Genomic DNA, 23,599 nt, shown 5'->3' on the forward strand with positions numbered 1-23,599 from the left:
ACGCATGCCCTTGAAGCGCCTCACGATTGCCGGAAAGATCAACACCCTCATCACGGTCCTGGCTGTGCTCGCCGGACTGCTGGTCGTGCTATTCACGGCCCAGCGTGAGTATGACTACCAGCGCGACGAGCTCGTGCTGCAGGTATCCGCCGCCGTCGCCGGCAGACCACAGCTGCAGGCAATTCTCTATTTCAACGACGAAGAACAGACGGACGCCTCCCTGCAGCAATTCATGGGCATCTCCCCCGCCGTAAAGTACGCCGTGCTGCGCAACAGCGTGGGAGAGATCATTGCCTCCAGGGCCAGATCCTGGGTCGACATCAACAACCTGCCACGCTTCAGCGAGGCGCGGCGGGATGTGTCCGCCACCGACAACTCTTTCAGTCACTGGCGCAGTCGCAGCGTTGATCCGGCATACGCCAGCCTGGCCCGCGTGACTGGCGGCGAATCGATGACCAGCCTTGCCGTGCCGATTCTGTCGGCGATCAACCCCACCGTGCGAGACCTCACCCGACGAGACTTCGGCGCCGCGCTGACAGACCCCGGTGAGGCGCGCAGCCTCTTTGTCACGGGCTATCTGGAGGTTGGCATCGCGGGGCTGGCACTCCGGGCGCAGACACTGCCGGCACTCGCCAGCTCTGCCGCGATCGGACTTGCGCTGGTCGCGTTCTGCCTGATTGTTGCGCGGATCACGACCCGTCGCATCACCGCCCCCCTGGGAGAACTCGCTCGCGTTGCGGACGACATCGCCACCGGCAAGCAGACGGAACTGCTGAAAATCCGCGGTTCGGGGGAGGTCCGCGACATCGCCGCGGTGCTGAACAGCATGATTTCGGGCATGCACCGCGAAAAGACCCGCATGCATACCGACAACCGTCTGATGAGCCTGAAAGTCAACGAGCGCACCGCCCAGCTGAGTGAGCGGGAGCAGGAGCTGACGCTCGCGGTGCAGCAGGTCAGCGAGACGCAGGATCGCCTTCGCCATCTCGCGTACTTCGACTCGCTGACCTCCCTGCCCAACCGGCGTCTCTTTACCGAACAGCTGACGCTTCTGCTGCGCCTCGCGGCTCGCAGCGAGCAGATGGTTGCGCTGCTCCTGCTGGACCTCGACAACTTCAAGCGCGTCAACGACTCTCTCGGGCATCGGGTTGGCGACATGCTGCTGCGCGAAGTCAGCGCGCGACTCGCGAGCAGCATCCGGGAATCCGATGTCCTGCATAGAAACGCCGGAAACGAGCCGTCCCAGATTGATCTGGCCAGAATGGGTGGCGATGAATTCACGGTTGTGCTCAATCAGCTGGAGGACCTGGCGGGAGCAGAGCTGGTCGCAAGCCGGCTTGCCCGTAAGCTGTCGCAGCCCTATACCCTGGACGGTCAGGAAGTCGTCATCACCTGCAGTATCGGCATTGCCGCCGTTCCGCTGCATGCCCACGATGTCGAGGGACTGTTGCGCGCGGCCGGCGCCGCCATGTTTAACGCAAAAAAAGAGGGCCGCAATCGCTTCCTGATTTTCCGCGATGATATGGAGGGCGCCAATCTTGAGCGACTCAGGCTCGAGACAGATCTGCGCAACGCGGTGAGCCGGGGCCAGCTGCGCCTGCACTATCAGCCACAGATCGATGTGCAAACCGGCAGTGTGACGGGAGCCGAGGCGCTGGTCCGCTGGCAGCACCCCGAATTGGGCACCGTGCCCCCGATCCGTTACATACCCCTGGCGGAGGAGCTTGGGATTATCGACGAGATAGGCGAATGGGTTCTGCGACAGGCTTGCCGCGACCTTACGGAATTGCGCAGCCGCGGTCATGAGCTTCGGCAGGTGTCGGTGAACGTCTCCGCACTGCAGCTCTCCCGGGACTTCGTCAGCGTGGTGGCGGACGTACTGGAAAAAAACAGGCTGGCGCCGGACTCACTCGTGCTCGAACTGACAGAGGGCGTGATGATCGATAACGACGATGGCGCAATGCGCAACTTCACGGCACTCAGGGATCTTGGCGTGCAGCTGTCGATCGACGACTTCGGCACGGGCTACTCATCGTTAAGCTACTTGACGCGCCTGCCCCTGTCGGAACTGAAAATTGACCGCAGCTTTGTCCAGGGACTGGATCAGGGCACGAAAGGCGGTGAACTGGTTCGCGGCATTATTGCCATGGCGAACAGCCTGCACCTGAATCTTGTGGTTGAGGGTGTAGAGACAGCCGAGCAGCTGGCCTTTTTCAGCGAGCAACGCGTGCACGCCATACAGGGCTATCTGTTCAGCGCCGCGGTTCCGGTGGAGCAGTTGCAGGGGCTGCTATCTCCGGGGCATTTCGCTGCCCGGATCGACGATATCCAGGCACAGGATTCCGGCGACGCGGCCGGCATGGAGCAAGCCTGACCGCGCGCCGCCGACGGTCACACGGAATCGGCAGACTGCTGTTTCTTCAGGGCCTGGATGTTCGCGAGGTTCTTGCGATAGGCATCCGCTACCTTGTCGACACCGGACTCGGTCAGGCCGCCCTCGTTTCCGGCAACAGAATACGTCGCGTGAACGCCCGACGCCGTCATAAGCGCCCAGGAAATGACATCCGTGCCAATGCCCTCGTCTTTCATGGTGTTGGCCAGGGCGATAAACCGCTCCATGCACGCCTGATGCTGCGCATTCTTGTCTTCTGCCATGTCACAATACTCCTGTTCCGGATCAGGGGAACGAGTGTAGCATTTCCGGTGGGCCGATTCCCGACCGTGTCGCGCCGGGTCGCCGCCCTGTTTTGCTTGAGGAGACCGGCGCACTTGGGTAGTCTGCCCGACTTCCCTGCCAGAACCCGAAAGAGATCGTTGATGCGCAGCGTAACCCCCTGGCTGCTGATGCCTGTGGCACTCTTTTCGGTGTCGGGGGCCGCGTGGGCCGACAACACAGAGACGCTGGATTTCAACAGGACCTGGTCTGCAAAGGTCGGCGCCGGCCGCGAATACGACAGCAACGTGACAGTCAGCGAAGTGGACTCCAGCTCCGGCGAAAGTGATTATGCCTGGACCATGGACCTGGGGGTTGGGGTCAATCAGAGCCTCGGGGAAAAGACAGACCTCTCCCTGAATTATGATTTCAGCCAGAGCCTGTACGACGAGTTCTCCATTGTCGACCGGCAAACGCATATTGTCGGCGCAAACCTCTCCACGGACCTGACGCGCACCAAGGCCGGCCTTTCCGCCTACTACATCAGCTCACGACTGGACGGGGACCCGTTTCTGGAATACCTGCGGCTGTCGCCGTCACTCTCGGGTTTCGTGTCGAAGCGCTGGTTTGCCCGCAGCGCTTACGTCTATGCCGAAAGATCCATTGACGGTCGCAGCGATCGCGACGCGAATACGCACTCCCTCGAAGGAGACCTGTATTACTTCCACCGGGGACTGCGCAGCTACTTCAATATTGGCTACCGCTACCGGGACGAGGACACGGTCCTGGACGCGCTGGATTTCCGATCACACGGTATCAAGATACGCTATATCCGGCGCTTCGCCATCGGAAGCACGCAAGCCAAAGGCGAAGTGTCGTGGCGCTATGAAGAGCGGCGCTACCTGTCTCCGGACCCGGTCATCAGCACAGAGCGTTCCGATGACCGGGGCCGGTTCAAGCTGGATCTCGAGGTGCCTCTGGGCAACCGCACAACCCTGAAGTGGTACTACAGCTACGGGGACTTTGCATCAAACCTGCCACGGGCGGACTTCACGCAGACCATTGTCGGCACCCGCCTCGAGTTCAAGTGGTAAGGGCGCGGGAACGTCGCGTGACACCGGCCGCAGCTGTCAGCTGCTGGCGTCTGCCCCGAGTGTCAGCAGACCGTAGCCGTAGATATCATCGCGCCCGGGCGGCCCAAGATCGAGGGCATCGCGCAGAAGACGCGTGATGATATCTTCGCCGGGGCTGAGGTGCTTCTGCCTTGCGGCGGCCGTCACCGCAAAGGGGACCGCGAAAGAGGTACCCGAGGAAGCCCCGTAACCTCCCCCCGACAGCGCGTGTCTGAGGTCAACCCCCGGTGCTGCAAGGGCGAGATAATCCCCGCGGTTGGCGAGCCGGAAAACCTGGTTGCGGTCATCCACAGCGGTAATGGCCACAACCGACGGGTACGCGGCCGGGTACATGGGCTTGGCCACCGGTCCGCCGTTACCCGCTGCCGCCATGATGATGACATCCCGACCCACTGCGCGCCGCAGTGCTGTTTCAAGAAGGCGGTTGGGGGGGCCCGCCAGACTGATATTCACAACGTCGACCCCGGACGACATGAGCCAGTCCAGCGCGCGAATCAGGCTCACGGTGCTGGCGATCTCCCCGCGCTCACCGTCCAGCTCGAAAACCGATGCGCTGAACAGCTCGGCATTCGGCGCCAGACCACGATAATCGTCGGCATTGCCCGCGATGATCGAGGCGATCGCCGTACCGTGAAATACCGGCGTGTCAATACCGTCGCGCGCGAATGACCGGGCCTGTATGCGCGAATTCGACAGCGCCGGATGCGATGTGTCGACGCGACTGTCAATCATGCCCACCTTGAAGCGCAGGCTATCGAGATCACCGGGGACCGCCATCACGGATCGGGGAGGCAAGCCCTCGCCCTCTGACGCAACCGGCGCTCCCGCCGTGTAGATGTGGTTCAGGTCGACATCAGCGCGATCCTTGCCGACCACATCGAGCACGCCACGGCGCACCTGGGTGATGTCGAAGGATGAGGGTGCGGCCACTTCCGCCAGACGCAGGCCCAGACCTGGAAGTTCGGTCACCGTATCGAACAGATATCCCTGTTTACCCAGTTCCTCGAACACCGAAGGCTCTGCCATGACCAGCCACTGCTCGCGAAGGATGCGGCTCTCGTCCATTTCCAGATCGCTCTCCAGGTCCTCGACAATGCCTTCTATGTGGTTCTCGAGGCGCTCTTCAACAGTGGCTGCGACCCGACTCTCAACGCTGTCCTCCACTGCGTCCTCGACTGCACCCTCAACCCCCTCCTCGACCGTCGATTCGACACTGTCGGCAACCTGCTCCTCGACACCGCTGGCAACGCTGTCTTCAACAGCCTCGGCCACCGCGTCTTCCACGCCTGCCTCGACGCTATCTTCAACCGCCTCAGCAACGGTGCTCTCGACGTCTGCCTCCACGCTGTCCTCGACGCCGGATTCAACGCGCTCCGCAACCTGCTCCTCGACATTGGACTCCACGACATCCTCAACGCTGCCGGCAACCCGCTGCTCGACATCATCTTCTACCTGAGTCTCCACGGTCTCGGCCACGATTTCCTCGACCGAGCCCTCGACCTTTGTGTCGATTGTTTCCTCGACGGTTTCCTCGATGTTCTGCTCGATCTCTTCCTGAATGTTCTGCTCGGTGATCTGCTCCACGTCCTGCTCTACCCGCGACTCGACTTCCTCCTCGATACTGTCTTCAACCTCCTCCTCGACCGGATCCGGGCCGAGATATCCGCCCACCGGCAGCTGCGCCAGGGCGGGCGCGGCGATCAGCGCTGACGCGACGGTCAGATACGCGAGGACCCTGCGCAAAGGAGAGGCAATAAAGCGTGCGTAGCGTTGGACAATAGCGGAGGCGGATGGCATGGGGGTCACCGTAATGATCAGTTGGAGGGCGCCCCCTATATGAAAGAGCCGCCCTTGCTTATACTGACGCGTTTCCGGCATTTTAATTCCCGTCCGGGAATAAACACGTGCAACAAACCGTCACAAAACTACCGAGGACTATATGCCGTCGCTCAACACAAGGCAACGCAGTGATCTGATGTCGGAACTGGGCGGTCTGCGTCGGTTCTGCCTGTCACTGACGGGGGCCGCGGCGGATGCAGACGACCTGCTGCAATCCACGGTTGAGCGGATGCTGGAAAAGGGAATGCCGGAAGATGCTCACACAGCGAAGTGGGTATACCGCGTGTGCAAGAACATCTGGATTGATGAGCTGCGCGCCAGGCAGGTCCGACAGCGTCATGCAACTGCGGTACAGGCAGACGACGAGGTTGAACAATCGCCGTCGGCAGAGACAAAAGCGGGCGGTGAACAGCATCTGGCGGCAGTCAACGACGCACTCATGCGCCTGCCACCGGAGCAGCGACTGGCGCTGATGCTGGTCGCCGTGGATGGCAAGAGTTATGCCGAGGCAGCAGACATTCTGCAGGTCCCGGTGGGAACAATCATGAGCCGCATTGCGAGGGCTCGAAAGCATTTACTGGAGGACAGGGTCCTGCTCCAGCAAAAGTGATGGTGCGAGACCCCGAGGCAGAATGATGACAATCAGTGAAGCGGATTTTGAGCGGCTGTCGCAGCTGCTGGATGGCGAACTGGACGCGGCGTCACGACAGCAACTGGAGCAGCGTATGGCGCTGGAACCCGAGCTGGCCAGTGCCTGGCAGGAGCTGCAGACAATCAACGCGACATTGCGACAGGCCTACGCCGGCGCGGCAACCGGCATCCCGCAGAGAATCACGGCGATGCTGGATTCCGCAGCGAGCCGGGGCCGCGCGAAGGACAACGTGGTGCCGTTTTTCCGGCGCCAGCCTCTGTGGCCAACGGCGCTGGCGGCATCCGTCGTGCTCGCGCTTGCCATCGCGCTGATCCCGGACGACACCGGCTCGCCCGCGTCGACACCGGGCCTGACGCTGGCCGCAGCGCTGGAATCACTGCCATCCGGCGACACCTGGACAGCCCTCGAGGATGGGGGCCAGATACAGGCAGTGCTGACGTTCGCCAGCCGGAACGGCGGCTGGTGCCGTGAATTTGCGCTGAAGCAGACGAGCCGCACAGGGTCCCAGCGAGGGGTTGCGTGCCGCACAGACGGACAGTGGCAGACCGAAGTCGTTGCGCAGGCGCCGGAGCAGGAAAGCAGTGACGTGTATCGACCGGCGGGCGCCGGCGACAGCCAGGCCGTGCACCATTTCATACGGGACCAGGCCGCGGACATTCCTCTCAGCGGCCCTCAGGAAGCCGCGTTGATCAACAGCGGCTGGCGCTGACTCCAGTAGCAGCGCCCTTGACGATCGCCCGGCCCGGGCGTTCAGCTTGCTGATGCGGATTCCAAAAAGGTGTGGCGGGTCGACGAAAGCCGCCGCCCGCCCCTATTCTGAAGCTGGACGGCACCCAATGACGTTGCGCCGCTGCCACACAAGGGTCTCACTCCGCCCTTGTGCGGTTAACGTCCCGCCGGCGCCATTATTCCCGGGGTTCGCGGTTTGCGCGCTCAGGAGACCCGCTGGCGTGAAACCTTGCGTCGGGAGTGCTCCATCAGGGCCCAGAGAATATTGCTGGAGCTTACCTGGCCAACCAGCCGCCCGCCCTCGATAACCGGTCGTCGACGCTGGCGTGTCCTCAGCATGTCCTGGGCAACCTCCACAATATTGTCCTCTGGCCCACAGCTGTTGATATCCGCCGTCATCGCCTCGTGGACCAGGGACAGCTCCGGATCGCCATCGTTATAGATTGTGGTCAGCACCGCCTGTATGCAGTCCAGTTCAGACAGGACGCCGACCGGACGCCCTGTGTCGTCCACGACGGTAACGCCGGTCAGGCGATGGTCCACCAGCATTTCTATGGCTTCAACCAGATTGACATCCCGCCGGATAGTCAGCGGTTTCTTGCGCATGCAGTCGGCAATCCTGGTGGGTTGTGTCATTGCAGTTACTCCGGGCACCGAAAAATGAATACGGCGAAAACGTTACCCTGACAGCGGGTTGGAGTCCAGCCGCGACTGCACGGTCCGCATGCCGGCATGCTAACCTTGCAGGATCAACGGCAGAGGACATGACGCATGAACGAACCCATGGATTTCAGCAAATGCGTGGTCTGGATCACCGGTGCGTCTTCCGGCATCGGCGCCGCACTGGCGACACAGCTGGCAAAGCGGGGTAGCTCGCTGGTGCTGTCGGCCCGCGATACCAGCGCACTGGAATCGGTACGCAACGAGTGCCTGCGCAACGGTGCAACGCCCGATACGGTCATGGTGCTGCCGCTGGATGTTCTGGATATTGACGCGATGGCCGACAGGACGGCCGAGGTGGTCGCGCAGTTTGGCCGTATCGACCTGCTGCTGAACAACGCCGGTGTCTCCCAGCGCTCCACCTGCGTGGACACGGACCTGAGCGTGTACCGACAGATGCTGGACATCAATGTGCTCGGGCCCATCGCCCTGAGCAAGGCCGTTCTGCCGATGATGCTCAAGCAGGGAAGCGGCACGATTGCAGTAACCTCAAGCGTTGCAGGCAAGGTGGGAGCGCCCCTGCGGACCGGCTACTGCGCCGCCAAGCACGCGGTCATGGGCTTCTTCGATGCCCTGCGCACGGAGATCGGTCCGCTGGGGCTGCAGGTAACAACCATAACGCCGGGCTTTATTCGCACCAATGTGGCCCGCAACGCGCTCAATGCACAGGGAAAGGCCGCGGGAATGTCGGACGACGACATCGAGGGCGGAATGTCTGCCGACGAGTGTGCCACCGCCATTATCGAGGGCTTCGTTGCCGGACTGCCGGAAATCGCGGTTGGCAAGGGACCGGAAATGGCGCTGCTCGATCTCAAGCGGACAGACCCCGAGGCCGCCTTCCGAATGCTGGAGGAAATGGCGGTAAAAAGTGGTGCCATCGCGGTACCGCATCGCCAACACTGAGGAAGGGGCCGGCTGCAGTGCGCATGAGCAGTCGCGTACGCCTGACCGTCCAGCGACTGCTCACGGCGACTGTGATCGCTGCCACGCTGGGCGGCTGCGGCGGCTATCAACTGAAGAATCTGGCCAAGTCCGACATTGATCTCGTGGCGGACGAATTTATCCGCGAGACCCGACAGCTGACCCGGGAGCTCGTGATCAAGCTGTATGCCCGCAACCCCGTGGAGCTCGACAAGGTGCCGGGCATGACTGTTGAGCGGCGGCTGCAGATGCTGCACGACTCCCCTGCCAGACTGGTGTTCGAAGAACTTTCCGGACGTCAGGAGATCGCCGCCATGGAAGTGGTGTTCAACCCGGAGTTCCAGGGCGACAGGGTCTTTGCACTCGCGGCGGGACTCGGCGGGATGTTGCGGCGCACCTACGACTATCGGCGGGAGTCCTACATGGCGCGGTCCCTGGATGCCGAGGCGCTGGCAACCAGTGCCCGCAATATCGAGATTCTGGTGTGGCGCCTGAAACACACCCGGCACGCAAATGGGGACCCCTTCCTGATTACCAGCGAGTACGGCGGGCTTACCGACAACCTCAGCTTCGAGCGGCTGTTCGGCAAGCTGATCGCCCTGCAGGACATGATGTCGAGAATCGCCGGCGATGCCGGCGACCGGCGGGTGACCCGGGTGATCTACACTGCCTCATCGGTGTTCATCCCCCTGCCAATCTAGAACGGGCCACGGAGCCTGGAGGGCCGTTCGCTATGCCGCCCGGGCACTCTCCTCGCCGGCGCGCTCGACCGCGATCGCCGGCGGTGCAAAGCGCTCTCCGTAGGCTGCCGCCAGTTCACGACAGCGGCTGACAAAGCGACCGTAGCCGTAGGTGCTCACGAACTGCAGCAGGCCACCGGTCCAGACCGGCGCGCCGATGCCCATGATGGAGCCGATATTGCCATCCTCCTCGGAACGCAACACGCCGCTCTCCAGACATTTCAGGGCCTCAATGACCTGCCGGAACAGCAGCCGGTCCTTGATATCCTGCTCCGGCATGCACACGTCGCTGCGGTAATAGAGGTCCAGCAGGCCCGGCCAGATGTGCTTGCTGCCGTCCTCGGCATACTCGTAGAAACCGCCGCCGTGATGACGGCCGCCGCGGCCATGCTCCTCGACCAGTGTCGCGACCACGCCGCGGGCGATACTGCCATCGCCCCAGGCATCCTCCACCCCCATGTCCCGCCAGGTGGCCTGCGCCTTGCGCGACAGTTCCAGGCTCACCTCATCGTAGACGGCAAGCGGTCCCACCGGCATGCCGACAGCCTTGCCCAGGTTATCGATCAGCGACGGATGCAGGCCTTCGTAAAGCAGGCGCACGCCCTCGTCGAGATAGGTTCCAAAGGTCCGCGATGTGAAGAAACCCAGGGAGTCGTTGACCACGATCGGCGTCTTACGGATCTGGCGTGCGTAATCAAAGGCCCGCGCCAGCGCGACATCCGACGTCTTCTCGCCCATGATGATTTCCACCAGCGGCATCCTGTCGACGGGAGAGAAGAAATGAATCCCGATAAAGTGCTCCGGTCGGCGGCTGCCCTCGGCCAGCCGGGTGATGGGCAGGGTCGAGGTGTTGGAGCCCCAGACGCCGTCCTCTGCCAGGTACGGCTCACATTCGCGGGTGATCTCGTGTTTCAGGGACAGGTTCTCGAACACCGCCTCGACCACGAGATCGCAGCCCTCAAGATCCTTTGGCTCGCCCGTCGGCGTAATCAGCGCCAGCACCTGCTCGCGCTTTTCCGGCGTCATGCGGCCGCGATCCACCCGCTTGTCCAGCAGCCGCCGGCTGTAGTCCTTGCCCTTTTCGGCGGCCTCCCGTGACACATCCTTGAGAACGACCTCGATACCCGCCATCGCAGACACGTAGGCAATGCCCTGCCCCATCATGCCGGCACCCAGCACGCCGACTTTTTTCGTCGTCTGCGGCGGAACATCCTGCGGGCGACTGGCGCCTCCATTGACCTTGTTCAGGGCAAAAAAGAAGGTGCTGATCTGGTTCTTGGCAACGCTTGTCGTCACCAGGGATGCCAGCCCGCGGGACTCCACCCTGAGCGCGGTTTCAAGATCCAGGCGGGTCGACTGCACAGCCACGTCGAGAATCCTGTGTGGCGCCGGCAGCAGGCCACGCGTCTTCTTGCGCAGCATGGCCGTCGCCACCGGCAACATCTGGGCGACCTTCGGCGAGTTGGCATCGCCACCGGGTATGCGGTAACCCTTCGCGTCCCAGGGCTGCACCGCCGATTCCGGCTTGTCCCTGTTGGCAAGAACCCACTCGCGCGCGGCGGCGAGCAGATCGCCGGGCTCGCGCACCAGCGCATGGATAAGTCCGTCATCCAGCGCCACGGCGGGTGCGACGCGCTTGCCTTCGAGCAGATACGGCAGTGCCTTCTCAAGCCCGAGCAGACGGGTGAGCCGGACCACGCCGCCACCCCCGGGCAACAGACCCAGCGTCACCTCCGGCAGCCCGAGCTCGACAGAGCGATCATTCCAGGCGACGCGGTAGTTACAGGCCAGGCAGATCTCGAAACCCCCGCCCAGCGCGGCGCCATTGATGGCGGCAGCCACGGGTACCGGCAGCGTCTCCAGCCGCCGCAGCTGGGATTTGACGATCTCGAGGCCCTGCATGAATTCGCCAACATCATCCGGGGTGACCGCGAGCAGGCTGTGCAGGTCACCGCCGGCAAAAAACACCTTCTTGGCCGAAGCGAAGATCACGCCGGCGAGCCCCTCCTCCTGCTCGAGGCGATCCATGGTCTCGCCCATGGCATCGCGATACTCCGCGTTCATGGCGTTGACCGGACCTGTCATGTCCATGGTGACCGTGACAATGCCATCGGCGTCTTTTTCGTACTGGAATACACTCATGGTGAAAACAACTCCCGCGCGCTGCGCGCCGCTGTGTGCGTTCTGGCTGGAAAGCCTTGGGTATCAGACGCGTTCGATAATGGTGGAAATGCCCATGCCGCCGCCCACGCAGAGCGACAGCATCGCGCGGCGCAGGCCGCGACGCTCAAGCTCATCCAGCATGGTGCTGACCAGCATCGCCCCTGTCGCCCCCAGGGGGTGACCCATGGCGATGGCGCCGCCGTTGACGTTGGTGACCTCGTGGTCGATGTCCAGATCCTTCATGTAGCGCATGGCAACCGAGGCAAAGGCCTCGTTGATTTCCCAGAGATCAATATCCTCTTTTTTCAGCCCGGCCTTCTGCAGGCATTTTTTCGCGGCGGGGCCGGGCCCGGTCAGCATGATCACGGGATCGGTCGCGAGCACGGCGGTCGCCACAATACGTCCCCGTGGCGTCAGCCCCAGATCCTTGCCGGCTTTCTCACTGCCAATCAGCACGGCACTGGCGCCGTCGACGATGCCCGAGGAATTCCCGGGGGTATGCACATGCTCGATATGATCCAGCATGCTGTATTTGCCGAGAATCACATCGTCAAACCCCAGATCGCCCATCATGGCAAACGAGGGATTCAGCTGCGCCAGGGTTTCCACGGTTGTGCCAGGCTTGATGAAGTCGTCACGCTCCAGGATGGTCAGACCGTTTTCGTCCAGCACCGGCACCACCGAACGATCGAAGTAGCCGCTATCGCGTGCCTGTGCCGCTCGCCGCTGTGACTCGGTGGCGTAGGTATCGACATCCTCGCGGGAATACTGTTCGAGGGTGGCGATGGTGTCCGCGCCTATGCCCTGGGGGACAAAGCCGGTTTTTGCGGCAAAGGCCGGATCGCCACCCATGGCACCGCCATTGGAGCCCATGGGCACCCGCGACATGCTCTCGACGCCGCCGGCCACCACCAGGTCTTCCCAGCCGGAAGCGATTTTCTGCGCGGCAATGTTCACCGCCTCGAGGCCCGAGGCACAGAAACGATCGAGCTGCACACCGGCCACCGACTCGTGCCAGTCGGCGTTCATGACGATCATCTTGGCGACGTCACTGCCCTGCTCTCCCACCGGCGTGACGCAGCCCATGACGACGTCGTCGACGTAGGACGTATCGAGATCGTGGCGGCTCTGCAGTGCACGCAGCAGGCCGGCGCCGAGATCGATGGGCTTGACCTCGTACAGGCTGCCCCCCGGCTTTCCCTTGCTGCGCGGCGTGCGCAGGGCATCGTAAATGTAGGCGTGATGGCTCATGGCGGGTAACTCCCCGATAAAATGACTCACACCAGTCTGCCGCTGCAAGGCAGGGCAGACAATGACACTGGGCACTAAAATAATTGACTGAAAGTGACAGCATCAGCGTCATCGAGCGCAACCGGCCGACAGCGCGCCGTCAACCCGTTTGCGGGACGCGGAACGCGCCCTTCGCGCTTGCCCGTGGCACCAGTTCTTGCTTAACTGCCCGGGCTGCATCGTAGCCATCGCAGCGTCCATTTTCCGTCTGCTGAACCGGAGACCCGGCATGCCAAACGCCCACCATCCATCACGCATTGCCAGCGCACTGCTGTTTGTCGCGGCCCTCCTGCTGGGTGCCTGCTCGCAGGAAGAGCCGGGGGCCACCGCTGCAGGCGGCGCGCAGGACAGTCCGGACAGACCGCGCGTGGCCTTGATCATGAAGTCGCTGGCCAACGAGTTCTTCATCAGCATGGCCGAGGGCGCGCGCGCCCACCAGGCGGCAAACCCGGAGCGCTACAGCCTGGTGGTTAACGGTATCCGCAACGAGAGCGATCTTGCCCAGCAGGTGGCGCTGGTGGAGCAGATGATGGCGACCGACGTCGATGTCATCGTGATCGCACCGGCGGATTCCAGGGCCCTGTTGCCGGTGGCCCGGCGCGCTGTGCAGCAGGGCATTGTGGTGGTCAACATTGACAACCAGTTCGATCGGCAGCTGCTCGCAGAGATGGATATTGCCATTCCCTTTGTCGGTCCGGACAACCGCGAAGGCGCGCGGCGTGTCGGCGAGCGCCTCGCGGCAGAGCTGGAACCCGGGTCCGAAGTGGCGATCATCGGCGGCATACCCGGTGCTTTCAACGCCCGTGAGCGTGCCGCCGGCTTCATGGACGCCATGCAGGCGGCGGACATCACCGTGGTAAGCACCCAGGCAGCGGACTGGGAACAGGCCAAAGCCGCAAACATCGCCTCGGCGCTGCTGCGTGAGTATCCACAGCTGGACGCCCTGCTGTGCGCCAATGACAGCATGGCGCTGGGTGCGGTCGCCGCGGTGCGCCAGGCGGGCCGTGAGGGCAGCGTCAGCATTGTCGGCTTTGACAACATCGCCGCCGCCAACACACTGGTGCAAAGTGGCAGCATGGTGGCAACCGCCGACCAGCACGCGGACAAGCTGGCGGTCTACGGTATCGAGTACGCATTGGACATCCTCGACAGCGGCCAGGTGCCGACCGACCGGACCACCCCGGTTGACGTGATCAGCGGCGACCGCTGAGCGTCGCCCATGTACGCCAGCCATGCTGATAGCGGCTCCCCCGGCGCTGCCGGCGTTCCGCTGCTGGTAACGCAGGCCATCGCCAAATCCTTTGCAGTGCCGGTGCTCAAGGCGATCGACTTCACGCTGCAGCACGGGGAAGTCCACGCCCTGATGGGCAGCAACGGCGCCGGCAAGAGCACCCTGTGCAATATCATCGCCGGCGTGCTGCCAGCCTCCGGCGGCAATCTCGAACTGCGCGGCCAGCGTTTCCAGCCGGCCGGCATCCGGGACGCCGAGGCACAGGGCATCCGCATGGTCATGCAGGAACTCAACCTGTTTCCCACGCTAAGCATTGCCGAGAACCTGGCCTTCGGTGAGTTCGGTGCCCGAGCGGGCATCCTCAGTCACGGTCGCCTGCACGCACGGGCGCGGGCGGCGCTGGCAACACTCGGCCTCGAGGATCTCGACCCGGAGATGCCCGTGTCCCGCCTGGGCGTCGGACAGCAGCAGCTCGTGGAGATTGCGAGGGTCATCAGCCGGCCCCTGTCCCTGCTGATACTCGACGAGCCCACCGCCGCACTGACCGACCCCCAGATCGAACGACTGTTCACGAGCCTGCGAAAGCTGACGGCGCGCGGCGTGGGAATCCTCTATATCTCCCATCGCATGGATGAGATCCGCCGGATAGCGGATCGCGTTTCCGTGCTGCGGGATGGGCATCTGGTGGCCACGGCGCCCTCTGGCGCCCTCGACAGTGACCAGATCATCACTCTGATGGCGGGTGAAAAGGCAGTCGATGGCAGTACGACCACCCAGCGCCGGACGCCGCGGACCGAACCTGCAAGCCCCGTTCTCAAGGTGGAACAGCTGGGTCGGCGCGGGGCTTTCAGCGACATCAGCTTCACGCTGCACGCCGGTGAGGTGCTGGGCATCGGCGGCCTGATCGGCGCCGGTCGCAGCGAGCTCCTGCGGGGTATCTTCGGTGCTGACCGCGTGGATAGCGGCGGTATCCGCCTGGCTGCGGATCAGTTCGCCCGGCTCCGGCGCATGCGCTCACCGCAGGAGGCGGTGCGCGCCGGGCTGGGATTGGTGGTTGAAGACCGCAAATCCCAGGGACTGCTGCTGCAGGCCAGCATCGCCCACAACCTCAGCCTCGCCCGCCTGCCGGACCTGCACAGCCGGCTCGGCATGATGGACACGGCGCGGGAAACCGAACTCGCCGCCACCATGTGCCGCAGCCTGGACATCAATTACCGCGCACTGGATCAAACGCTGTGGGAGCTCAGCGGTGGCAACCAGCAGAAGGTGCTGATCGGCCGCTGGCTGCTGAAAGCGCTGCCGATCCTCCTGTTTGACGAGCCCGGGCGCGGCGTGGATGCGCGTGCCAAGGCGAGAATCCAGCTGCTGGTGCGGGAGCTGGCCGCAGCAGGCAAGGCGGTGGTGGTGGTGAGCAGCGAAACCGAAGAGCTCAGCGCCCTTGCGGACCGCATTCTGGTGCTCTCGAACGGGCGCGTCGCCGGGGAATTCGCAACCGGCAACTTTGACGAGAGCGCCTTCCTCTCCGCCTGTTTCCGCTTCTACAGCGACGGCACGCAGGACAGGCACCCGGGCGGCGAGTCTTCAGGCAAACCGGCCAGACACGACAGGAAAACCACGCCATGACCACCCACAGCCTCCGACGGATCCGCCTGCCCTGGAATTCCCTGGGACTGATTGCCGTGCTGTGTGCACTGGTACTGCTGTTCAGCCTGCTGAGCGACTATTTTTTCAGCGCCGGCACCTTCCGCAGCCTCGCCAACCAGATCCCGACGCTGACCGTGATCGCGGTGGGTATGACCTATGTGCTGCTGATTGCAGGCATCGACCTGTCGGTGGGCTCGGTGATGGCGCTGGCCGGTGCCGTGACCGGGGTGCTTATGGTCGACCTGCAGTGGCCCCTGCTGCCGGCCATTGTCGCCGCGCTGGCAGCGGGCCTGGCCTGCGGCAGCGTCAATGGCTTTATCAGTGCGCGCTGGTCCATCCCCTCCTTTGTCGTCACCCTGGGCATGCTGGAAATTGCCCGTGGCGGCGCCTACCTGACCACAAACTCGGAAACCCGCTACCTGGGCGACGCCGTCGCCATCATTGGCGATCCGCTGGCGGGACCGGGAGTTTCTGCCGCCCTGCTGTTCGCGGTCGCGGTGGTTGCCGTCGGCCAGTTCGTGCTGGTTAAGACCGTGTTCGGGCGCTATATGGTCGCCATCGGCACCAACGAGGAAGCCGTGCGACTGTCGGGCATCAACCCCCTGCCCTGGAAGATCGCCGTGTTCGCCCTCGCGGGGCTGCTCGCCGGTCTCGGCGGCATCTTCCAGCTCGGCTATCTGCAGAGTGCGGACCCGAATGCCGGCATTGGCCTGGAGCTGTCGGCGATCGCCGCGGTGGTGATCGGCGGCACCAGCCTGTCCGGCGGGCGCGGCTCGGTCGTCAACAGTTTTCTCGGCGTCCTGATCATCGCGGTCATGGAGACCGGTCTGGCGCAGCTCGGGGTGTCCGAGCCGGGCAAACGCATCATCACCGGCAGCGTGATCATTCTCGCCGTGCTGTTCGACCAGTTCCGGGAACCCCTGGGCCGCCGTTTCACCCGCTGGCGCTCAGCCGCGGGCAGCGCTCAGGAGGCGGCGTAGCGGTCCAGCCGTGCCAGCAGGTCGGCCCGCTGATCGGGGCCGAGAAAGCTGGCGTGGAAGCCGTTGCGCGAAAGCGCCAGCGCCTGCTCCCGACGCATGCCCAGGGCAGATCGCAGGGCAGTGTAGTTCTCGTTCAGATAGCCGCCGAAGTAGGCGGGGTCGTCCGAGTTGACCGTGACACATAGACCCTGCTCGAGAAGATCGAGTATCGGGTGCTGCTGCAGCGTGTCCACCACGCACAGGCGCACGTTCGACAGGGGGCATACGGTGAGCGGCACCTGATCCTGGCGCAGCCGCTCCAGCAGCGACGCCTCCTCCACCGCGCGCACGCCGTGATCGATGCGCTCCACGCCAAGCACGTCCAGGGCATCGCTGATAAAGGTGGGCGGGCCCTCTTCACCGGCGTGCGCCGTCAGCCGCAGATTCAGTTCACGCGCCGCGCTGTACAGACGGCGGAATTGGGCCGGCGGATGGTCGCGCTCGGCGCTGGCAAGGCCGATGGCCACGAAGTGTTCCCGCCAGGGCTGTGCCTCGCGCAGCAGGTCGAGTGCGCTGTCCTCACTGAGATGGCGCAGGAAGCTGAGGATCAACAGCACAGACTGCCCCCATTCACGGCGCGCGTCGTCGATGGCGGCGACAAAGCCGCGCATCACCACGTCCAGTGTGACACCGAAGGGAGCATAGGTCTGGGGCTCCACCATGATCTCCGCGTGCAGGATGTTCTGCTGCCGGCACATCCGCAGGTAGTCCATCATCAGGTGATAGAAATCCGCCTCCGTGCGCAACACCGACGCCCCCAGGTAATACAGATCGAGGAAGCTCTGCAGATCGGTAAACTCGCAGGCGCGCTCGATGTCCGCCACACTGGCGTGGGGAATGGCGACCGCGTTCTTCTCCGCCAGTTCGAGCAGGCGCGCGGGCTGCAGGCTGCCGTCGATATGCAGGTGAAGCTCGCACTTGGGCATGGCGGCGAGCCAGTCATGCTCCCGCCTCTCCTCCGCGGGCAGTGCTTCCGTCGACAGGGCTGCTTCCGTTGATACCCCGGTGCTATTCATCACCCGCCCCTCCCTGCGCATCCGTGAGTGTACTGATGAAGTGCTCGAAAGCCGCCTCGGCATCCGTCTGCTGACAGACCAGCGTAGTGGCCGGTGCATCAGGCAGCAGGCGAAGGACGCCGGCGGATTCCGCATCGAGATGACGCCGGGGCTTGCCGCGCCAGTTCGCCGCGGGCATGTCCATGTCCGAGGTTCCGGGCCACGGCCGGTCGGTATAGCGGTAATCGACACTCAGCGCCAGCGGCTCGCCGCCGCAGTAGCGTTCGCGATCGACAACCGCCAGTGCCGCAAGCACATCCCAGAAATAGTATTCCCCGGAGTCGATGAACCAGTCATTGGCGTCGAGGACCGCGCTCCAGAAGTCGGCGGCGGGGTTGTCGGCACGCTGCTTGAACGCCTCGGCAACGACCGGCGTGACCTGCACATGGTTGGTGACGTCCAGGCCCACAAGCTCCATCGGCAGACCCGACTCCAGCACGCGACGGGCGGCCACGGGATCGACATAGAGGTTCCACTCGGCGCGCGTGTTCGGGTTGTTGTCAGTGAAGCCCGGCACGATGATATTGCCGCGCGCGTCCAGCGCGCCACCCATGATGACAAGTCGCGAGACGCGATTGCGGTCTTCCGGGTATCTGTCCAGCCACTGTGCAATATTGGTCAGGGGGCCCGTGGCCAGCAGCACCACCGGCTGCTCGCTGTCCGCGATGGCCGCGTGAATCAGCTCCACCGCGTGACCGTCGTAGGGCTCGCGCTCGCTGGCCGGCACCGGCACGCCCGACAGGCTGTCCATGTCATCCTGCCAGGCCGTGGGAAACACGAAATAGCCGTCGAGGGGCCAGGGGTCGCCGCAGCTCACGGGAATGGCGTTGCCCGGCCGCGTCAGGTCCATCAGGGCCAGCGCATTGCGTTCCCCGGGCTCGCAGTGGGCTTCTCCGCTGCCGGCGACGGTAACCGCACGCAGATCGATCGCGGGTTCGCGCAGGAGGAACAGCAGGGCCGCCCAGTCATCGATCGCCATGTCGGTATCGAAGATCACCGGAACTGTCGACGAGTCGGCTTCTGCGTGGCCTGCCGATGCGGACGGCGCTGCCGCTATACCGACATCCGCGGCGGTCAACGCGGCAGTTGCCGTGTCACCGGCCGCGTCACCGTCGGCGGGACCCGGCAGCGTGTCTGAATAGTGATCCCAGCCATCAATGATCGCGTCGATGACGGCGCTGCCCACGCGGTAGGCGGCTTCCAGCGCCGGCAGGCCATTGTCCGGATAAGGCGCCGTGGTGCTCCAGGCCGGCGCCTTCCCCGGTGGCGGCAGCGTGTAGTTGCTGACGGTACGCAGCACCATGACCCGGCTGGCATCCACCAGCCCTGTCCGGTCAAGGCGGTGCAGTGCCGTGAGGGTGCCGCTGTCCTCCATGTTCGAGGTCATGAAGCTGGCGTCGTCGCCGGCGTAGACTCGCAGCCAGTCGTTGGCCCAGGTATTCAGCATGCCGCCATGCCAGTAGGTACTGGCAGAGAGGGTGTCACCGCGGGTCACGAAGGGCGCGCGCATGGCCTCGGGATACCCCTCGTACTGCTTGCGGAATTCGCGGATGCCAGGCATGTCGGGAATGTCGACATTGCGGCTTGTCTCGAAGGCCCATGCCGCCAGCTGCGGATTCAGCGGAAAATGAATGGTATCCAGGGTCCAGCCATCGGAGACGTCCTGTGGTCCCTGCGCCGGCTCCTTCGCGCCCAGCGGTATGAAGCCATAGGGCCAGTGGTCGGGAATCTCCCGTCCGTCAATCTCGTAAACCAGATCACCATCGACCACATGATTGGCCCAGACCGCGGAACCCAGCGAGACATCCTCGGGGTCGCCGCCGGAGATGCCCGCGACCAGCCAGTAGGCACGCGACAGATCGAAGCGCGCATCGAGGCCGAGCGCCATGATGGACGCGGTGGCATTGGGGATGCCGCCACCGACGCAGAGGATCAGCACGCCATCGGTAGTCAGGAACAGCGGGAATTCGCCGAGGGGGAACGGGTATTCCTGCGCAATATCGCTGCGCTCGGCCCAGAACTGCAGCTCGCCGGGCTCATCGCCCCGCGCCTCACCATTCTCGAACATGGTCACGACCACGGCCTTGATCGGCAAGGGCGATGTGGCTGACGCTCCGGCGGCGAACGCGGTAGTCACAGCAAAGACCGCAAGGGAAACCAGCCGTGCGGCGACAGACGCCAGCAGGCGGGGACGATATCGGTCAGGGCCTGTGCGGGCTGCTTTCATTCAGACATCTCCTGTTATCAGCTTTCGGCAAGCCACTGCCATAGCATGCGCAGGCCGACGAGGGTAAGAAATACGGCAAACACCTTTTTCAACGCCACGCCGCTCAGCCTGCCTCCGAGACGAACCCCCAGCGGAGCCATCAGATAGGTCAGCGGCGCGATGACGGCAAAGCCGGGGAGATTCACCAGGCCCACGGTACCCGGTGGCGCGTCGGCGGGTGTCGAGGCTGTCAGCAGCAGCAACAGCGCTCCCGGCAAGGCAATGACCAGCCCGAACAGCGCCGAGGTTCCCACCGCGCGGTGAGCCGGAACATTCCAGCTGGTGAGTGCGGTGACGCTGAGAGTACCGCCGCCGATGCCCATCATCACGGACAGGGCACCGATGGCGGCTGCCACCGCGCCCTGGGCCGGCGCCGCGGGCAGCGACTCCCGCAGCGGCGGTGCGCCGGGACGCAGCAGAGTGTTGGCCGCGATCAGCAGCACAACCACCCCGAACACCCCGGTCAATAGCACCCCGTCGACCCGGCTGACCACCTGGGTTCCCAGCACAACCCCCGCCAGCAGAAACCACAGCCAGCGCCGGAACAGCGCCAGGTCGACATTGCCGCGACGGTGGTGAGCCCGGGCGGAAGCAATACTCGTGGGCACAATCACCATGAGCGAGGTACTCGTGGCGACCACCATGGCGGTCGCCGGCGAGATGCCAAGGCTCTGGAAGATCAGAAACAGGACCGGCACGATGACAATCCCGCCGCCGACACCGAGCAGTCCCGCAAGAAGACCCGCAAGCAGTCCGGCAGCCATCAGCGCTGCGATTACCGGCAGCCACTGGGTGGCCGAATCCATCACGACATTTCCTCAGGTATGCGCCGTGGGCGCAGGGCACATCAGCCGGGCCACAGGCTTACTCGGATGACTGGAGGTCATCCGCCGTTGGCGTTCGCTCACGATAGGTCTCCCAGTTTTCCAGCAGGGTATCGATAACGCGGGAGCCCACGAGGTAGGCGGACTCCAGTGAGGCGTCGAGCCCCGCGTAGCCCTCGTTCTCCGCAAGCAGGTTCTCCGCGGCGGTGACACCGGGCGGTGGCATGGTGTAATTGCTCGCCGTGCGCAGGACCATCACGCGATCGCGATCGGCGCGTCCCGCGTTGTCAAGATAGGTGATCGCCTGCAGCGTGCCCGTATCCTCCATGGCGGAAGACACGAACTCTCCCTCGCCATCGGTCCAGTAATCCACCCAGTCGTTGGCCCAGTTATTGAGGATCTCACCGTGCCAGAAGGTCAGCGCGGCAAGGTGATCGCCCTTCAGGACAAAAGGCGGCCTCTGTGCGTTCGGGTGCTCCGTGTACAGCGCGCGGGTCTCGGCCAGCGCCTCGTCATCGGGCAGCTCCATGTCCTGCGTCAGGCGAAAGGCCCAGTCGGTCAGCGCCGGGTTGAGACGGAACATCTCGCCGGTGGGTTCCGGTCGCTCGGGATCAAAGGGGCCGCGGGTGTAGCGCGCGAAATAGCCATAATCCCAGTCGTCGGGAATCTCACGGGCGTCAATCTCGTGGGACAGGTCGCCGTCCACGAGATACTCGGCCCAGGCGGCGGAGCCGATAGAGGCATCCTGTGGATCAAAGCCGGAGATGCCGGCGACCAGCCAGTAGGCCTCGCTCACGTCAAAGCGCGGATCCATGCCCAGCATCATGACCGAGGCCGCCGATTTGGCGGTGCCGATGCCGGTGACCATCACCATCAGCCCGCTTTCCGGATCGTGGTGCAGGCTGTGGTGTCCGCCAAACTCATAGACCTCGGTCAGGTTGCGACGCTCGTTCCAGAGCTGGAACTCACCGGCCTGGTCACCGCTGTCCTCGCCGATCTCGAACATCGTCACCACCACCGCTCTGATCTTCACCGGGTCCGGCGTCGAGGTCATCGCGGCTGAATCTGTCGATACCTCAGAGGTATCACTGCAGGCGGCCACCGCCAGCAGCAGCGAGAGCTTCAGCAACAGGCCCGGCAGGCGTTTACACATACGCGGAGTTATCATGGCAGATCCTTGTCAGTTTCGGCGGAAAGGGAAAGGTCGCAGAGTCCGTAGCGGCGACAAACAAACCCGTGGCTGCGCGCCTCGCTGGCAAGCACTGCCGCGGGCTGTCGCTGCAGGCGGCGCTCGAAATCACCGAGACGGACGGCAAAGTCACCCAGCAGCTGTGCCTTTACCGCATCCTCGACAAAGGCATACTGCAACGAGTTGCGACTCAGCGTAACCAGCTCGGGCCAGGATAGATTGTACTCGCGCACGGCGACAAAGAACTCGTCAGTCAGGTTGGAATCCCACATGCCGCGATCGTCGGTGGACAGCGCCACCGGGATGCCGGTGCGAAGATACTCGGGAAACGGATGCTCACCGTAGTCGGACACGTACTCGAGCAGCAGGTTGGACACCAGGTTGATCTCCACCAGATAGGGGCCATGACGCATCAGGCGCATGCTGTCGTCATCGGTAATGAGATTAACGCCATGACCGATGCGCTCGGCACCGAGCAGCAGGGTATCGCGCACGTGATCATTCGGCTCGTCCACTTCCCCGGCGTGAATTGACAGACGAACGCCGTGATGCTCGCGACGCAGCTCGCGCAGCGTCTGCAGAAAGCGCAGCGGATGGCCCTTATCGTTGTCCTCGCGACCGACAAAATTGACGCCGACCCACAGGTCGCGGTTGCGCGCGACGAAGGCGTAAAGCGTGCGCAGCATGTCCTCTGCCGCGGGCGCGAAGCGCAGCACCGCCACCTGCAGCCGCACGGTGACACCGGTCGCGATAGCGTCAGGCTCCTGAAGTCGCCGGCGATAGATGTCGGCGACCTCGTCCGGCGGATAGAGGCTGCCATCGGCACGCTTGAAACCGAGCACGCCAATCATGGACTCCAGATATCGCAGGCCTTCGCGCCCGAAGGCCTGCATGTTCAGCACCAGAGCATCGGCGGCATAAAAGGGATTGGCGTACAGGTCCCCCATACGCTGCCAGTGCGTCTGGAAGAATTCGTCACGACCCTCGTGGGGTTTATCCAGCACCATGCTGTTCACCCAGGCGCGCTTCTCCCCGGCATCCAGTTCGGCAAGCGGCTTGAACTCCGATTTCTCACAGTCATCCAGGTGCTCGTAGCTGCTCTGCTGCAGGGTGACGAACAGCAGCAGGTAGGGATCGCGGCCAAACGCGTCGCCGCCATAGGGCCGGCAGTTGTTGATACGCACGCGAGTGTAGAACGTGTAGCCATGTCGCGCCTGGTCGAGCGCCAGCTGATAGGTCCAGTCGTCAAGCACGGATCCTGACAGGTGGTTGTGCAGGTCACCACCCTTGGGCATGGCATACAGGAAACGGTAAAGCTCCTCGTCGGTCGCCGCAGCCTTGAACGCCTCGAACCACTGGGCGATGTTCTTCCCGGGGGGCGGCAGAGCGGCACTGGCAGAGCCGGAAAAAAGCAGCACTGCGGACAGGCAGGCGACTGCGAGCCGCAAGCGTCGATACGCCTCCGCAGACAGGAGGCGCGGCATGGAAAATCTCACTGTGTCATCTCTCTCAGCTGGCGGATGATGGGTAG

At 63.8% G+C, this 23,599-nt stretch carries 19 protein-coding genes; 9 read left to right on the top strand and 10 right to left on the bottom strand.

The window, feature by feature from the left end; translation table 11 throughout:
• The first annotated feature begins 4 nt into the window (after nucleotides 1-4).
• Nucleotides 5-2,374, top strand: coding sequence for a putative bifunctional diguanylate cyclase/phosphodiesterase (locus EV688_RS02015; RefSeq protein WP_117316831.1), 2,370 nt, complete (start codon nucleotides 5-7; stop codon nucleotides 2,372-2,374).
• A 17-nt stretch (nucleotides 2,375-2,391) separates the two neighbouring features.
• Here EV688_RS02015 and EV688_RS02020 read toward each other — a convergent pair whose 3' ends face one another.
• Complete coding sequence (locus tag EV688_RS02020) at nucleotides 2,392-2,655, bottom strand: DUF3144 domain-containing protein (RefSeq protein ID WP_240624306.1); 264 nt, start codon at nucleotides 2,653-2,655, stop codon at nucleotides 2,392-2,394.
• A gap of 162 nt (nucleotides 2,656-2,817) precedes the next feature.
• On the opposite strand from EV688_RS02020, the gene EV688_RS02025 reads away from it, so the two are divergent.
• Complete coding sequence (locus EV688_RS02025; protein ID WP_240624307.1) at nucleotides 2,818-3,747, top strand: surface lipoprotein assembly modifier; 930 nt, start codon at nucleotides 2,818-2,820, stop codon at nucleotides 3,745-3,747.
• Between the two features lie 36 nt (nucleotides 3,748-3,783).
• Here the strand turns inward: EV688_RS02025 and EV688_RS02030 are convergent, their stop codons facing one another.
• Nucleotides 3,784-5,583 (bottom strand): S8 family serine peptidase, encoded by a 1,800-nt coding sequence (locus EV688_RS02030; protein ID WP_117316939.1) that lies wholly within the window; start codon nucleotides 5,581-5,583, stop codon nucleotides 3,784-3,786.
• 178 nt (nucleotides 5,584-5,761) lie between these two features.
• Here EV688_RS02030 and EV688_RS02035 point away from each other — a divergent pair, with 178 nt between their 5' ends.
• Nucleotides 5,762-6,235: an RNA polymerase sigma factor gene (locus EV688_RS02035; RefSeq protein WP_240624308.1), complete on the top strand. Its 474-nt coding sequence runs from the start codon at nucleotides 5,762-5,764 to the stop codon at nucleotides 6,233-6,235.
• Nucleotides 6,236-6,257: 22 nt separating this feature from the next.
• Nucleotides 6,258-6,986: a hypothetical protein gene (locus EV688_RS02040; protein WP_117316835.1), complete on the top strand. Its 729-nt coding sequence runs from the start codon at nucleotides 6,258-6,260 to the stop codon at nucleotides 6,984-6,986.
• A 224-nt stretch (nucleotides 6,987-7,210) separates the two neighbouring features.
• Here EV688_RS02040 and EV688_RS02045 read toward each other — a convergent pair whose 3' ends face one another.
• The gene (locus tag EV688_RS02045; protein ID WP_240624309.1) at nucleotides 7,211-7,642 is read right to left on the bottom strand and encodes a CBS domain-containing protein; all 432 of its coding nucleotides are present in this window, start codon (nucleotides 7,640-7,642) and stop codon (nucleotides 7,211-7,213) included.
• Nucleotides 7,643-7,777: 135 nt separating this feature from the next.
• Between EV688_RS02045 and EV688_RS02050 the strand changes: the two genes are divergently transcribed.
• Both EV688_RS02050 and EV688_RS02055 read left to right on the top strand, forming a co-directional pair.
• A complete protein-coding gene (locus EV688_RS02050) occupies nucleotides 7,778-8,629 on the top strand; it encodes an SDR family oxidoreductase (RefSeq protein ID WP_205686581.1) in 852 nt (283 codons plus the stop codon).
• A gap of 23 nt (nucleotides 8,630-8,652) precedes the next feature.
• On the top strand, nucleotides 8,653-9,348 hold the full coding sequence (locus EV688_RS02055; protein ID WP_240624310.1) for a hypothetical protein: 696 nt from the start codon (nucleotides 8,653-8,655) through the stop codon (nucleotides 9,346-9,348).
• A 30-nt stretch (nucleotides 9,349-9,378) separates the two neighbouring features.
• Here the strand turns inward: EV688_RS02055 and EV688_RS02060 are convergent, their stop codons facing one another.
• Both EV688_RS02060 and EV688_RS02065 read right to left on the bottom strand, forming a co-directional pair.
• Nucleotides 9,379-11,529, bottom strand: a complete 2,151-nt coding sequence (locus EV688_RS02060; RefSeq protein WP_117316837.1) for a 3-hydroxyacyl-CoA dehydrogenase NAD-binding domain-containing protein — start codon at nucleotides 11,527-11,529, stop codon at nucleotides 9,379-9,381.
• A 63-nt stretch (nucleotides 11,530-11,592) separates the two neighbouring features.
• Complete coding sequence (locus tag EV688_RS02065; RefSeq protein ID WP_117316839.1) at nucleotides 11,593-12,801, bottom strand: acetyl-CoA C-acetyltransferase; 1,209 nt, start codon at nucleotides 12,799-12,801, stop codon at nucleotides 11,593-11,595.
• A 268-nt stretch (nucleotides 12,802-13,069) separates the two neighbouring features.
• Between EV688_RS02065 and EV688_RS02070 the strand changes: the two genes are divergently transcribed.
• The 3 genes from EV688_RS02070 to EV688_RS02080 are packed head-to-tail and all read left to right on the top strand — an operon-like array spanning nucleotide 13,070 to nucleotide 16,695.
• Complete coding sequence (locus EV688_RS02070; protein ID WP_117316840.1) at nucleotides 13,070-14,050, top strand: sugar ABC transporter substrate-binding protein; 981 nt, start codon at nucleotides 13,070-13,072, stop codon at nucleotides 14,048-14,050.
• A gap of 9 nt (nucleotides 14,051-14,059) precedes the next feature.
• Nucleotides 14,060-15,694, top strand: coding sequence for a sugar ABC transporter ATP-binding protein (locus EV688_RS02075; RefSeq protein WP_117316842.1), 1,635 nt, complete (start codon nucleotides 14,060-14,062; stop codon nucleotides 15,692-15,694).
• Nucleotides 15,691-16,695 (top strand): ABC transporter permease, encoded by a 1,005-nt coding sequence (locus EV688_RS02080; RefSeq protein ID WP_117316844.1) that lies wholly within the window; start codon nucleotides 15,691-15,693, stop codon nucleotides 16,693-16,695. The genes EV688_RS02075 and EV688_RS02080 overlap by 4 nt, the downstream gene beginning before the upstream one ends.
• On the opposite strand, the gene EV688_RS02085 is transcribed toward EV688_RS02080, so the two are convergent.
• The 5 genes from EV688_RS02085 to EV688_RS02110 are packed head-to-tail and all read right to left on the bottom strand — an operon-like array spanning nucleotide 16,680 to nucleotide 23,552.
• Complete coding sequence (locus tag EV688_RS02085) at nucleotides 16,680-17,750, bottom strand: adenosine deaminase (protein ID WP_117316846.1); 1,071 nt, start codon at nucleotides 17,748-17,750, stop codon at nucleotides 16,680-16,682. The genes EV688_RS02080 and EV688_RS02085 overlap by 16 nt on opposite strands.
• Nucleotides 17,743-20,016 (bottom strand): nucleoside hydrolase, encoded by a 2,274-nt coding sequence (locus EV688_RS17635; protein WP_240624311.1) that lies wholly within the window; start codon nucleotides 20,014-20,016, stop codon nucleotides 17,743-17,745. Before EV688_RS17635 ends, EV688_RS02085 begins: the two co-directional genes overlap by 8 nt.
• Nucleotides 20,017-20,033: 17 nt before the next feature.
• On the bottom strand, nucleotides 20,034-20,861 hold the full coding sequence (locus tag EV688_RS02100; protein ID WP_117316849.1) for a sulfite exporter TauE/SafE family protein: 828 nt from the start codon (nucleotides 20,859-20,861) through the stop codon (nucleotides 20,034-20,036).
• A 58-nt stretch (nucleotides 20,862-20,919) separates the two neighbouring features.
• On the bottom strand, nucleotides 20,920-22,047 hold the full coding sequence (locus EV688_RS02105; protein WP_240624312.1) for a purine nucleoside permease: 1,128 nt from the start codon (nucleotides 22,045-22,047) through the stop codon (nucleotides 20,920-20,922).
• Entirely contained in the window at nucleotides 22,044-23,552 is a 1,509-nt protein-coding gene (locus EV688_RS02110; protein WP_117316853.1) for an adenosine deaminase family protein, read from the bottom strand. The genes EV688_RS02105 and EV688_RS02110 overlap by 4 nt, the downstream gene beginning before the upstream one ends.
• Nucleotides 23,553-23,599 lie beyond the last annotated feature (47 nt).

The organism is Chromatocurvus halotolerans, from assembly GCF_004340525.1.
GTDB lineage: Bacteria > Pseudomonadota > Gammaproteobacteria > Pseudomonadales > Halieaceae > Chromatocurvus > Chromatocurvus halotolerans.